This window comes from Rhodococcus sp. P4_F3_2, assembly GCF_056401335.1.
Genome location: NZ_JBFUJN010000034.1, coordinates 71,542 through 83,477, shown reverse-complemented (window position 1 = coordinate 83,477; position 11,936 = coordinate 71,542). Strand labels below are relative to the sequence as shown.

Here is an 11,936-nt window from a genome sequence, read left to right as displayed (position 1 = left end):
AGTCGGCACTACCAAAAAGGCGCACAGGGCCGGAGGGCTTCAGGGTGTGGTCGCGAACTTCGCTTCGACGTCGGCGGCGCTCACGCCAAACTCCTCGAGCGAATAGCGATGCGACGGACGGCGGTGCTCGGCCAGGCTCGCCTGATGCGACGCCTCCACCGCTGCGCGAGCCTCGTCAGTGAATGGCAGGTCGAACTGCGCGTAGATCTTCTCGACGGTGCCGACCGCATCGGCGATGAAGTCCTTGTAGTCGACGTCGATGAACTGATCGGGGTTGTAACGGCTACGTGCATTGTTGAAGTTCGCATTCCCTCGCGCCCACAACTCCAGTTGCGTGCGCCCGATGGCCGGACGATCGAAGGCCCTCGACATGTCGTGTCCGCCCTGCTCGACGAGGCTGAAGGTGGACGCCATCGATGTCAACGGGTCACGGAACGTGCGAACGAACAACGCGTCGGGATAGACCGCCATGATCTCGTCGATCGCGAAGACATGGCTCGGGCTTTTGAGCACCCACCGTCTGTCCTGGTCGTGCAGCCCGATCAACTGCAGGTTCTTCTTGTGCCGCGCATATGTTTCGGTCCAATCCTGCTCCGCCAGCCACTGCGTGTAACTCGGCACGTACGCAACAGTTTCGAACGCGGTGGAGAGCAGCGTCTGCTGCAGCAGACGCCAACATTCCTCGACCTCCTCCGCCCCCATGAAATGCACCTTCATCAGGTCCGCTTCGTTGCGCTGGCGAGCACGGTAGAAGGCGTCGGAGCGAACGTAATCTTCGTTCTCCGACCACTTGTCGCGCTCGGGGCGCGGCTGCGGCGTCTCGGCGAGCCACATCTCGGCGCCCTGATGCGCCGGGTCGGCACCGAGCAAACGGTGCAGAGCGGTGCTGCCGGTGCGGGTCAACCCGACTACGAAGATCGGGCGTTCGATCGGAACATCGACGTGCTCTGGATATTTCGCGAATCCGGCCTCACTGGTCAGGCGACCCGCGAGCGCTCCGACGATCATCTTGCGAGCGATCACCGTGCCGTGAGGAGTGAGGTCGGCCTCGTTCTGGAACGACTCGAGGAGAACTCGAAGTCCTTCGAGATAACTGTCGCTGCCGAAGTTTTTGTACCCGGCCGCCTCGCGCGCAGCCTGGTGCAGGTCATCGATGGAACCGATGCCGTCGTAATCCTGTGTCATGGCTAGTCCTTGTATGAGTTGATCAGTGGTGCGTGTGACCGCAGTTGACGTCGAGACATTGCCCGGCGATGGCCCTGGCTGAATCGGACAAGAGGAAGACGACAGCGTTCGCGATGTCATCTGGCTCTGGCAATCGGCGCAGATCGGCGCCCGCTGCGATCTCGTCGTAGATCACCTTGGGGTCGACTCCTGCCGCCACCGCCTTCTTCTCGAACATGTTCTTGACCGAGTCCGCCCAGATATAGCCGGGAGCAACCGAATTGACTCGAACGCCCTTGGGACCGAGATCGATCGACAAACTGCGTGCCATTGCCAGGAGCCCGGATTTCATGATGCGGTAGGCCCCGAACCCGGGAAGCTGGTTGCGCAACACCATGGACGTGACCATCACGACGGACCCGTGCGACTCGATCAATGCCGGAGCAAATTCTCTGGTGACGTTCAACGCCGCGAGCAAGTTGATGTCGATGCCCGACTGGATGGACGCCACGTCGGCGTCCAGGAGCGAGACCTGCGCCGGTTGGACAAAGGCGTTGTTCACGAGGCAGTCCACGCCGCCGAACTCTGCGAGCGCAGTCTCAGCCAACGAGGAGATCGAATCGACGTCGGTGAGATCGGTCGGAATGGCCAGTGCAATTCCGCCGCGGTCTCGGATCTCGGTTGCCACAGATTCCAAACGCTCGGGTGTGCGGGCGGCCAGAACAACTTTTGCTCCGGCCGCCGCACTCTGCACCGCAATCGAACGACCCAGCGCCGGGCCCACTCCGGAGACCACGACAACCTTGCCTGCCAGCAGGCCCTGATGGGTCAGCACAGTGCCTGCGGATCGAGAACAACACTCAGAGAAACGATCTTGCCGTTCTCGTCGAACTCGAACAGGTCGGAGGCAGCGAAGTCGGCCATCCCGACGCGCTGTACCCGAAGCTGCATTGCTGCGTATTTTCCCGTCACCGAAATCGGGCCGAGCAGGCTGACTGTGAAATCGACCTGCGCGTTCGCGGTATCGAATTCGCGAATCTCGTCGATTCCGCGGTAGGTCCGGACCCCCAGCGGTTCGTGTTGAACTGCGTCGGGCGCAAACAGCGCAACCAGGCCGTCGACGTCGTGACTTCCGAGACACTTGACGTAATCTTCTACGGCAGAAACTATTTCAGCCCTGTCAGGCATGGACGCTCCTCGTGTTCAGGCGGATCAAGAAATGGTTCCGCGGGCGCGGAGATGGTCGACGATCGCGATCGCAGCGTCCTCGGTCGTCGTGACACTGGTGTCGATGTGAATGTCAGGGTTCTGCGGCGGTTCGTACGGCGAATCGATTCCGGTGAAGTTCACCAACTCGCCACGTCGAGCCTTCTTGTACAGACCCTTGGGATCTCGCTCCTCTGCGACGGCAAGAGCGGTGTCGACGAAGATTTCGACGAACTGTTCGTCGCCGATCAATTCACGGGCGGCATGACGCTCGGCCTCGAACGGTGAAATGAAGGACGCGAGCACGATAAGACCGGCGTCCGCCATCAGTCGGGTGACCTCGGTGACGCGACGGATGTTCTCGACGCGGTCGGCTTCGGTGAATCCGAGGTCTCGATTCAGCCCGTGACGGACGTTGTCTCCGTCGAGGAGGTAGGTGTGTGCGCCCAGTGCGTGCAGTTGACGCTCGACATCGTTCGCGATGGTCGACTTTCCCGAACCGGAGAGACCGGTGAACCACAGAACTGCGGGTTGGTGTCCCTTGAGCCTGGTGTGCGCGGCCTCGTCGACGTCGACGGATTGCCAGTGAATGTTGTCCGATCGACGCAGCGAGTGCGTGATCATGCCCGCACCGACAGTGCCGTTGGTAAGGCGGTCGATGAGGATGAAGCTACCGGTGTCACGGTTGCCGACGTACGGGTCGAACGGGACCGGTCGATCGAAACTGAGGTTGCAGACACCGATTTCGTTGAGCGCGAGAGTAGTCGTTGCGGTCTTCTCGAGAGTGTTGACGTTGATCTTGTGTTTCGGTTTGGTGATGCGCGCAGTGACTGTCACGGTACCGATCTGGCACAGGAACGGCCGTTCGGGCAGCATGGGAGCCTCACCCATCCAGACGATGCAGGCCTCGAACTGATCGGCTACGGCCGGCGGATTGTCGCCGATGGACAGCACATCACCGCGACTGATGTCGATCTCGTCGGCGAGCGTGATGGTGACCGAGCGGCCCGCACCGGCAACGTCGAGGTCGCCACCCATGGTCACGATGCGCTCGACTGTGGACGTCTTTCCACTGGGGAGCACGCGGATGGGATCTCCGGGAGATACGGTGCCGGAAACGATCTGGCCGGAGAATCCGCGGAAGTCGAGGTCCGGCCGGTTGACCCACTGCACCGGCATCCGGAACGGAGCCGCGGCGGCAGCATCGTCGATGTCCACGCTTTCGAGATGCTCGATCAGGCTTGGTCCGGAGTACCACGGGGTATTCGCACTGCGCTCGGTGAGATTGTCACCCATGTATGCCGAGAGCGGGATGGCGACGAACCCGTCCAGACCGATCTCGTGAGCGAACTCTGCGTAATCCGCGGTAATGGCATCGAAGACCTCTTGCGAGTAGTCGACGAGGTCGAGCTTGTTCACGGCAAGCACCACGTGCTTGATCCCCAGCAACGACACCAGATACGAGTGCCGGCGGGTCTGAGTCAGTATCCCCTTGCGGGAATCGACAAGGATCACAGCAAGATCGGCGGTCGACGCGCCCGTCACCATGTTTCGGGTGTACTGCTCGTGCCCCGGAGTATCGGCGACGACGAACTTGCGTCGCTCGGTCGTGAAGTAGCGGTAGGCGACGTCGATCGTGATGCCCTGCTCACGTTCGGCGGCGAGACCGTCGACCAGGAGCGCGAAATCGAGCCCCTCCCCCTGGGTTCCGCTCTTGCGCGAATCGGCTTCGAGCGCCGTCAGCTGGTCGTCGAAGACGAGTTTCGATTCGTAGAGCAGACGGCCGATCAAGGTGCTCTTGCCGTCGTCGACGCTGCCGCAGGTGATGAATCGCAGCATGCTCTTGTTTGCATGACGTTCGAGGTACGCCTCGATGTCGTCAGCGATCAAATCCGAGGAAACAGTCATCAGAAGTACCCCTCTTGCTTCTTCTTTTCCATCGACGCGCTGGAGTCGTGGTCGATGACCCGTCCCTGGCGTTCGGAAGTGGTGGTGAGCAACATTTCCGAGATGATCTCGGTCAGGCTCGTTGCGGTCGATTCGACGGCTCCGGTCAGCGGGTAGCAGCCGAGGGTACGGAAACGAACGCTCTTGAGTTCCGGAGTCTCTCCCGGCAGCAACGGCATCCGGTCGTCGTCGACCATGATCAGCGCACCGTCCCGCTCGACGACGGGCCGCTTGTCGGCAAAATACAGCGGAACGATCGGAATCTCTTCCTGGCGTATGTATTCCCACACATCCAGCTCGGTCCAGTTCGAGAGAGGGAAGACGCGCAGGCTCTCGCCCGGCGCTTTGCGGACGTTGTACATCCGCCACAGTTCCGGTCGCTGCTGCTTGGGATCCCAACGGTGCGCAGCTGATCGGATCGAGAAGATGCGTTCCTTGGCGCGGGATTTTTCTTCGTCACGGCGGGCGCCGCCGAATGCAGCGTCGAACTTGTAGTGATCGAGGGCTTGTTTGAGGCCTTCGGTCTTCCACATATCGGTATGGACAGCGCTGCCGTGAGTGAACGGGTTGATCCCCTGCTTCACGCAGTCCGGGTTGGTGTGGACGATCAGATCGAGATCGCCTGCAGCAGCGGTACTGTCACGAAGTTTGTACATTTCACGGAACTTCCACGTGGTATCGACGTGCAGAAGCGGAAACGGCAGCTTCGACGGATAGAAGGCCTTGCGCGCCAGATGCAGCATTACAGCGGAGTCCTTGCCCACCGAGTACAACATCACCGGGTTCTCGCTCTGGGCAACAGCTTCACGCATGATGTGAATGCTCTCGGCTTCGAGTCGTTCGAGGTGCGTCAGTGTCGCGGTCATCAGCCCAGTTCCTCCAGTGCTTTCGGGGCGAGTTCAGGTCGGCAGATCAGCAGATCCGGCAACCACGGGTTTTCCTGGTTGTAGCGCAGTTCGCTGCCATCGATACGCGAAACATGCAGTCCCGCAGCGCGTGCGACGGCAACGGGCGCCGCCGAATCCCACTCGTACTGTCCTCCCGCATGTGCATAGATGTCTGCTTCTCCGGATACAACCGCCATCGCTTTGGCGCCGGCAGAGCCCATCTCGATCAACTCCGCGCCCATCGCGTCGGCCATGCGCATGACCGGTTCTGGACGACGCGTCCGCGATACGACGACTCGAACCGGCGTCGCGGCATCCCGTTCGGCTCGATCATCGCTGCTCGAATAGGTGACGCCAAGGGCAGGCATTGCGACCGCACCTGTTGTGAGGACACCGTTTTCGGTCAGCGCAACATGAACGGCCCAGTCCGATCGTCCGGCCTCGCCGTACTCACGGGTGCCGTCGAGAGGGTCGACGATCCACACCCGATCCGCCTTCAGCCTCGCGAGGTCGTCAGCCCCTTCCTCCGACAGCACTGCATCCGCAGGAAAGCGTCGGGCAAGTTCGGCGACGATGAATTCGTGACTGAGCCGATCGGACGCGTTCTTGAAAGTCGCGACATCACCGTCGTTTTCGCCGAGGGATTTCCGATGGTCGAGCAGAAGTTCTCCCGCCGCAGCGGCGATGTCGATCGCCGCGCGTTCATCGTTAGTGCGTGTCATAGGTACTCCACAACTGTGTAGACCTCCCGATCGATACGGGAAGAAAGGTCAGGCCGACCGCAGAGTGTCCAGCGCTTTGCACTGGCCTCGATGTGGTCTGCGCCATACCGTAACACCAGAATGAACAATGTTCATTCTATTTCGAACAATGTTAATTCTATGATCTACATCACTTTGGATTTTGGGTGGCGTTCAACAACGAACAGCGTTCGATGTAAATTGAGGATGCCGAGCCGCCCGACTACGGTGATCAAATGAGCAGTGCCAGCAGCAAGTCGATCTACGGTGACGCCGAAGTGCGTCGGCGCCGAACACTCGACGCGGCGATCTCGCTTCTGGACGAGGGAGGCTACTCCGCGCTCACCATCCGCGCGGTCGCCAAACGAGCCGGCACCAGCACCGGACTGATCTACCAGTACTTCGTCGACAAGCAGGGCATCTTCGCCGCACTCCTCAGCGAAAGTCAGCTGGAAATGGCGGACTTCGTGAACTCGCTCCCCCGCGAGCAGGGACTGAGCGCCTTACTCGAGTCCATGATTTCCGAGTTTGCTCGGCACTGGGCACGGGTGGGTCGACTCACCACCACTTGGCGCGACATCGAAGGCATGGCCGGGTCCGACCGAGAAAGCATGCGGGAACTTCACGCATCCGTAGCGGTCTACAACTCGGCATTGATTCGAGCGCTCACCGAATCTGCTGCAGCCGAAGGGAGCCGGTTGATCGACGACCCCGCGTTGATCCATCTCGTGCTCTCCGGACTCAAAGGCCTGTCGGACACCATCGTCATCAACATCGCCAAAGAAGTCACACCCGAGTACTTCGTGAGCTTCTCCGCCCGGGCGCTCGCGCGGTCCATCACGGAGTGACGGACCGACACCTTACGAACGAACGAGGCGAGCGATGGCCGCCTGAGCTTCCTTGATCTTGACGTCTGCTTCCGGACCACCCTGCTTGGCAGCTTCGACGACGCAGCCCGCAAGGTGGGCGTCGAGAAGCTTCAGGGATACGGACTGCAACGCGCTCGTCGCGGCGGACACTTGGGTGAGCACGTCGATGCAGTACCGGTCGTCTGCGACCATGCGCGAGATTCCGGCTACCTGACCTTCGATACGACGAAGGCGTTTGAGCAGATCGTCCTGCTCGGGGCTGTAACTACTCATACCGCAACTATACCCCCTACCCGTATGAGGGCTACTGCGATGCGACGAAGCCCACCCGGACGCGGCGCACGACATCGATGGCCATCATCCCCGCAACCAGAATCGACAACCCGGCGCCCGAGATCCAGAGACCGTCGTAGTGCGTGCTCTCGAACGGTGGAGCGCCCTCCAGTATCGGTCCGAAGTCGGACGTCGTCGTACCCGCTCGCCAGCACACGACCGCCAGAATCGTGGCGGCGACGATACCGAGTACACCGATCCACGTCTTCACGTCGACGAGCGGAGTTGGCTGGGCCTCAATCATCGGCAGACCCGTCCGGTTCCACACCGACCGTGACAACCTGGCTCAACGCCTCGCGAAGTGCCCGATCGTCTTTCGCCCACGCTCGCACCAATCCCCCGGTGGTCAGACGCAAGCCGATACCGTGCCGACGCCGGGGCACTCCGGACAGCTCACCCAGCGCGCGTGCCGTTTCCCACGGTTCCATTTCGTCCTCGTAGGCAGCGTCGTCGGACTCCGGGAACACCTCGGCGATCTCGGTGATCGGCACCTCTTCGGTTCCCTGACGCAACGTGGTCGCGGTCAGAAGCACACTCGCATGCCGGCGCGCGGCAATCACCTGCACGTACACCAAGCCGGTGAGGATCACGGCGAACATCGCCAGACCGAACCAATGCACCACCGGGCCGGTGAACAGCTCGATGACCAAGGCGATCAGGCAGAAGATCGGACCGAACGCGATGGCCCACCACCGAGATCCCGGTTCGTAGTACAGAACGTCCGGGCCGATTTCAGGAGCACGGTCAGCCACGGGCGAACCAACTTCGGGTGGTGTCGCGGTAGATCGCGACGCAGGCACAGATCAGCATGACGGGGACGACAAGCGCGAGCACGGTACTGATCCCAGCGACGACCAGCGCGATCTGCAGCACAGCGAACACCCCGGACACGATCACCAGGATCCGTCGGCAGAGAGGTTTTCCGGCGCGAGTGGGACCGGCGAGGCCGCCGATCGCAAGGCCGGTCAACAGCAGAACCAGCCCGGACACCCGCACGAAGGTGACGTAGATGTCGATGTTTCCGGCCGATACGCCTTGATCGGTGAATTGTTCACGCAGCGAATACGAGGCGCTGGTGACATTGATCAGGCCGAAGAGTATGAGTAGGAACGCGCTGGCGATCCACAGCCAGAATGCTGCCTCGACGGCCGTCGGGCGCCGGACCTTCGTAGAGATACTCACGGGTTCAAGTGTGCGCTATCCGCTGACGATGCCCGGAATCATGAGCACCAGGAGTGTCACCAGAACAGAGGCTCCAAGGATCGCGAACAAGATCACTTCGGTCCGTGAACCACGTTGGCGCAGTGGAGCGTCGTGGGTGCTTTCCGTGCGCAGGGCTTCCTGAGAACTCATTGTCTACGACCTCTCCCCTACTACTGCAGTGACCCGTTTCACAGTACCCCGAGCTACCTATCGGTTCCCCGCCGGGGGAAACGAAGAAAGTACGGATTGGACTCTTTTCGGTGCATCATCACGATCGCCCCGACAGCAGCAACTGCCTGCAGGATTTCCGCTCCGCCGAACAGCAGAGTCGCCGCGCCGCCGTCGCCGCCGAGCCCGAAGATCACGGGGATCGCAGAGACCAACATGAAGACTCCACAGAACGTCAGCAACATTCGAGCCCAGTTCTTGCCACGACTCATCGAGCGCACGAACAAAAGGAACACCGCGGTGACGATCACCACCAGGACAGCGGAGAACACGATGACCAGTGGGAACATGCCCTCCACGTCGGAGCGTGTCAGACCGGCATCGACAGCCGCCTGGTTCCTGAGCATCTCGTCGACGAACATCGACTTCTGCCCGAGCAGCATCCAGATCATCGCGCCGCCCTGGACCAATCCCAGCGCCGTCACAGCCCACCACAACTGAATCGCAGTCACGACGTCCGTGGGCGGCTCGGGTTTCGGCTGGGGGCCCGGGTATCCGTTGTAACCGGGGCCGTATCCCGGGATCTGACCCGTCGGCATCGGTCCGAGTTCGCGGTACGGCTGATTCTCGAACGGCTGGTTCTCGTAGGGAGGTTCCCGGCGGGGCGGTTCCTGGCGCGACGGCGGCCACTGCTCGGTCATGACACCAGCGTATCGGTCGATACCGGTGCAGCCACCATGCGCGACTCCGTCACAGCCATCCGGCAACTTCCGACGCCCAGTACGTGAGGACCACGTCGGCACCGGCGCGGCGAATGCTGRTGAGCGATTCGAGAATCGCCGCGTCCCGGTCGATCCACCCGTTCTGCGCGGCCGCGGTGATCATCGAGTACTCCCCCGAGATCTGGTACGCCGCGACCGGAACCGGAGACCGGTCGGCGGTCTCACGCAGAATGTCCAGGTAGGACATTGCAGGCTTGACCATCACCATGTCAGCGCCCTCCGCGACGTCGAGGTCTACCTCGCGCATCGACTCGCGGCGGTTGGCGCCGTCCTGCTGATAAGTACGACGGTCACCTTGCAGTGAGGATCCGACGGCTTCACGGAACGGCCCGTAGAACGCTGACGCATATTTCGCGGCATAGGCGAGCTGACCGACCTCGACATACCCGGATGCATCGAGCGCACCGCGGATCGCGGCCACCTGACCGTCCATCATGCCGCTGGGGCCGAGCAGGTGCGCACCCGATTCAGCTTGCGCGAGAGCCATTTCGACGTACCGGATCAAAGTTGCGTCGTTGTCGACGGCGCCGGCGGCGGTAAGCACGCCGCAGTGGCCGTGATCGGTGAACTCGTCGAGGCAGGTATCGGCCATGATGACCGTCGAATCACCGAGTTCTTCTGCCAGAGCGCGCAATCCGACGTTGAGGATGCCGTCGGGATCGGAGGCACCGGAGCCCTGAGGGTCCTTGTCCTCCGCCTTGGGGACGCCGAAGAGCATCAGACCACCGACGCCGGCTTCCACTGCTTCCACCGCGGCGGACCGCAGCGAATCGAGCGTGTGCTGGAAAACGCCTGGCATGGAACTGATCTCACGCGGCGCATCGATGCCGTCTGCAACGAACATCGGCAACACGAGGTGTCGGGGTTCGAGCGAGGTCTCTGCCACGAGTCGCCGGAGCGCTGGGGTGCGCCGGAGCCGGCGAGGGCGATGAGTGGGAAACACGAGAAGTAGCCCTCCTTCGTCGGAACCCTGTGAGTGGTTGAGGAGTCCACAGACTCCTCAACCGCTCACGGGTGCGCTAGCGCCTGCGGGACTTCTTACGCGGCGGCGGCAAAGCACCTTCAGCGCGCAGCCGAGCTGCGTGCTCGGCGAGAGCCTCCACCAGCGGTCCCACCTGCGAGGTCTCGGGCTGCACGTCGACGCGCAGACCGAACTCGATAGCGGTTTCGGCCGTCTTCGGGCCGATGCACGCGACCAACGTGCGGGCGTGCGGCTTGCCGGCGATGCCGACGAGGTTGCGCACGGTCGAGGACGAGGTGAAGCAGACGGCGTCGAATCCACCGGTCTTGATCATCTCGCGGGTCTCGGCCGGCGGCGGCGCCGCCCGGACGGTGCGGTAGGCGGTGACGTCGTCGATCTCCCAACCGCGTTCGCGCAGGCCCTCGGCGAGGGTTTCGGTTGCAATGTCCGCGCGCGGCAACAGAACCCGGTTGACCGGATCGAAAACGTCGTCGTACGGGGCGAATTCGGCCAGCAGGCCTTCGCTGGACTGCTCACCGGTCGGGATCAGCTCGGGGTTGATGCCGAACGAGCGGACCTTGGCTGCGGTTGCTTCGCCGATACAGGCGATCTTCACGCCGGAGAAGGCGCGAGCGTCGAGACCGAACTCCTCGAACTTCTCCCACACTGCGCGAACCGCATTGGTGGAAGTGAAGACCACCCACTGGTAACGACCGTCGACGAGGCCCTTGACCGAACGCTCCATCTGAGCCGGGCTGCGAGGCGGCTCGACGGCGATGGTCGGAACCTCGATCGGGATCGCTCCGTGAGTGACCAGACGGTCGCTCATCTCGCCGGCCTGATCCTTGGTGCGCGGCACGAGGACAGTCCAGCCGTACAGAGCGCGCGATTCCCACCACGACATCTTGTTGCGCTGCGCGACAACCTTGCCGACGGTGACGATGAGCGAGCCCACCAGTTCGGATCCGGCTTCGTTGAGCGTCGCGAGAGTTGCCTCGACGGTTCGCTGCTGACGAGTGGTGCCGCGGACGGTGATGGCAGCAGGCGTCTGCGGAGCCAAGCCGTTCTCGACCAGCGCGCTGGCGGTCTCGGCGAGATGTCCCGACGTCGCGTGCAGAACAAGCGGTCCCGGTGCAGCGGCCAGAGCAGCCCAGTCGACTTCACCGCGAACGTCGGCCTCGGTGTGACCCGAGCCGAGCGCCATACCGGCGTAGCTCGGCACAGCCGAACCCGAAGGCAGACCCGGGAGAACCTCGAACTGAACCTGCGTGCGGGCGACTGCCGTGACCTCTGCGATCACGGAATCCGTGGTCAGCGGATCACCGGAGACCAGACGCACGACGTCGTGGCCGTTCTTGGCCTCGTGCACCAATGTCTTTGCAACCTCGGCAGGCTCACCGAGTGCCGGACGCACGTCCGCGATCAGCTCGCCGGTCTCCTCGTCGCGGCCCATGTCGATGCCGACGAGCGCGACGACGCCCTTGTCGACGTCCGGATCCGTGAATGCCATTGCGGCGCCGGTGAGGACGTCACGTGCGCGAACGGTGAGCAGGGCGGGGTCGCCCGGTCCCGATCCCACGAACAGGATCCGTCCGGGAGTGTTCTTTCGGACTCGGGTCATCGGTGATTCTCCAGTGCGCTGTATCGAAATGGGAACTTGGTGCAAGTGCAAAGTG

At 62.4% G+C, this 11,936-nt stretch carries 15 protein-coding genes; 1 reads left to right on the top strand and 14 read right to left on the bottom strand.

What is annotated here, in order from left to right; genetic code table 11:
- Positions 1 to 39 precede the first annotated feature (39 nt).
- The 6 genes from AC1DWA_RS27350 to AC1DWA_RS27325 are packed head-to-tail and all read right to left on the bottom strand — an operon-like array spanning position 40 to position 5,926.
- Positions 40 to 1,185 (bottom strand): sulfotransferase family protein, encoded by a 1,146-nt coding sequence (locus tag AC1DWA_RS27350; protein WP_477847329.1) that lies wholly within the window; start codon positions 1,183 to 1,185, stop codon positions 40 to 42.
- Between the two features lie 22 nt (positions 1,186 to 1,207).
- Positions 1,208 to 1,999 carry an SDR family oxidoreductase gene (locus AC1DWA_RS27345; protein WP_477847327.1) on the bottom strand — a complete coding sequence of 264 codons (792 nt, stop codon included), beginning with the start codon at positions 1,997 to 1,999 and terminating at the stop codon, positions 1,208 to 1,210.
- A complete protein-coding gene (locus tag AC1DWA_RS27340) occupies positions 1,993 to 2,352 on the bottom strand; it encodes a nuclear transport factor 2 family protein (protein WP_477847325.1) in 360 nt (119 codons plus the stop codon). Before AC1DWA_RS27340 ends, AC1DWA_RS27345 begins: the two co-directional genes overlap by 7 nt.
- A 24-nt stretch (positions 2,353 to 2,376) precedes the next feature.
- Positions 2,377 to 4,278 (bottom strand): sulfate adenylyltransferase subunit CysN, encoded by a 1,902-nt coding sequence (gene cysN, locus AC1DWA_RS27335; RefSeq protein WP_060939074.1) that lies wholly within the window; start codon positions 4,276 to 4,278, stop codon positions 2,377 to 2,379.
- Entirely contained in the window at positions 4,278 to 5,183 is a 906-nt protein-coding gene (gene cysD, locus AC1DWA_RS27330; RefSeq protein WP_019744365.1) for a sulfate adenylyltransferase subunit CysD, read from the bottom strand. Before cysD ends, cysN begins: the two co-directional genes overlap by 1 nt.
- Complete coding sequence (locus AC1DWA_RS27325; protein ID WP_477847323.1) at positions 5,183 to 5,926, bottom strand: 3'(2'),5'-bisphosphate nucleotidase CysQ; 744 nt, start codon at positions 5,924 to 5,926, stop codon at positions 5,183 to 5,185. Before AC1DWA_RS27325 ends, cysD begins: the two co-directional genes overlap by 1 nt.
- Before the next feature lie 254 nt (positions 5,927 to 6,180).
- Between AC1DWA_RS27325 and AC1DWA_RS27320 the strand changes: the two genes are divergently transcribed.
- Positions 6,181 to 6,792, top strand: a complete 612-nt coding sequence (locus tag AC1DWA_RS27320; RefSeq protein WP_477847321.1) for a TetR/AcrR family transcriptional regulator — start codon at positions 6,181 to 6,183, stop codon at positions 6,790 to 6,792.
- A 12-nt stretch (positions 6,793 to 6,804) separates the two neighbouring features.
- Here the strand turns inward: AC1DWA_RS27320 and AC1DWA_RS27315 are convergent, their stop codons facing one another.
- The 8 genes from AC1DWA_RS27315 to AC1DWA_RS27280 all read right to left on the bottom strand — a co-directional run bounded on the left by AC1DWA_RS27315 (position 6,805) and on the right by AC1DWA_RS27280 (position 11,881).
- Complete coding sequence (locus AC1DWA_RS27315) at positions 6,805 to 7,086, bottom strand: metal-sensitive transcriptional regulator (protein ID WP_003942012.1); 282 nt, start codon at positions 7,084 to 7,086, stop codon at positions 6,805 to 6,807.
- Between the two features lie 31 nt (positions 7,087 to 7,117).
- Positions 7,118 to 7,390, bottom strand: coding sequence for a hypothetical protein (locus tag AC1DWA_RS27310; protein WP_279219421.1), 273 nt, complete (start codon positions 7,388 to 7,390; stop codon positions 7,118 to 7,120).
- Complete coding sequence (locus AC1DWA_RS27305; protein WP_019744369.1) at positions 7,383 to 7,898, bottom strand: hypothetical protein; 516 nt, start codon at positions 7,896 to 7,898, stop codon at positions 7,383 to 7,385. Before AC1DWA_RS27305 ends, AC1DWA_RS27310 begins: the two co-directional genes overlap by 8 nt.
- On the bottom strand, positions 7,891 to 8,328 hold the full coding sequence (locus tag AC1DWA_RS27300) for a hypothetical protein (protein ID WP_019744370.1): 438 nt from the start codon (positions 8,326 to 8,328) through the stop codon (positions 7,891 to 7,893). The genes AC1DWA_RS27305 and AC1DWA_RS27300 overlap by 8 nt, the downstream gene beginning before the upstream one ends.
- A 15-nt stretch (positions 8,329 to 8,343) precedes the next feature.
- Positions 8,344 to 8,499, bottom strand: coding sequence for a hypothetical protein (locus AC1DWA_RS27295; RefSeq protein WP_019744371.1), 156 nt, complete (start codon positions 8,497 to 8,499; stop codon positions 8,344 to 8,346).
- A gap of 53 nt (positions 8,500 to 8,552) precedes the next feature.
- Positions 8,553 to 9,218 (bottom strand): hypothetical protein, encoded by a 666-nt coding sequence (locus AC1DWA_RS27290; protein ID WP_477847317.1) that lies wholly within the window; start codon positions 9,216 to 9,218, stop codon positions 8,553 to 8,555.
- A gap of 49 nt (positions 9,219 to 9,267) precedes the next feature.
- On the bottom strand, positions 9,268 to 10,242 hold the full coding sequence (gene hemB, locus AC1DWA_RS27285) for a porphobilinogen synthase (protein WP_477917311.1): 975 nt from the start codon (positions 10,240 to 10,242) through the stop codon (positions 9,268 to 9,270).
- 76 nt (positions 10,243 to 10,318) lie between these two features.
- A complete protein-coding gene (locus tag AC1DWA_RS27280) occupies positions 10,319 to 11,881 on the bottom strand; it encodes a bifunctional uroporphyrinogen-III C-methyltransferase/uroporphyrinogen-III synthase (RefSeq protein ID WP_003941969.1) in 1,563 nt (520 codons plus the stop codon).
- Positions 11,882 to 11,936 lie beyond the last annotated feature (55 nt).

Coding starts and splice junctions, on each gene's coding strand:
- AC1DWA_RS27350 (WP_477847329.1), bottom strand. CDS start 1,185: ATGACACAGGATTACGACGGCATCGGTTCCATCGATGACCTGCACCAG.
- AC1DWA_RS27340 (WP_477847325.1), bottom strand. CDS start 2,352: ATGCCTGACAGGGCTGAAATAGTTTCTGCCGTAGAAGATTACGTCAAG.
- cysN (WP_060939074.1), bottom strand. CDS start 4,278: ATGACTGTTTCCTCGGATTTGATCGCTGACGACATCGAGGCGTACCTC.
- cysD (WP_019744365.1), bottom strand. CDS start 5,183: ATGACCGCGACACTGACGCACCTCGAACGACTCGAAGCCGAGAGCATT.
- AC1DWA_RS27325 (WP_477847323.1), bottom strand. CDS start 5,926: ATGACACGCACTAACGATGAACGCGCGGCGATCGACATCGCCGCTGCG.
- AC1DWA_RS27320 (WP_477847321.1), top strand. CDS start 6,181: ATGAGCAGTGCCAGCAGCAAGTCGATCTACGGTGACGCCGAAGTGCGT.
- AC1DWA_RS27315 (WP_003942012.1), bottom strand. CDS start 7,086: ATGAGTAGTTACAGCCCCGAGCAGGACGATCTGCTCAAACGCCTTCGT.
- AC1DWA_RS27310 (WP_279219421.1), bottom strand. CDS start 7,390: ATGATTGAGGCCCAGCCAACTCCGCTCGTCGACGTGAAGACGTGGATC.
- AC1DWA_RS27295 (WP_019744371.1), bottom strand. CDS start 8,499: ATGAGTTCTCAGGAAGCCCTGCGCACGGAAAGCACCCACGACGCTCCA.
- AC1DWA_RS27290 (WP_477847317.1), bottom strand. CDS start 9,218: ATGACCGAGCAGTGGCCGCCGTCGCGCCAGGAACCGCCCCGCCGGGAA.
- AC1DWA_RS27280 (WP_003941969.1), bottom strand. CDS start 11,881: ATGACCCGAGTCCGAAAGAACACTCCCGGACGGATCCTGTTCGTGGGA.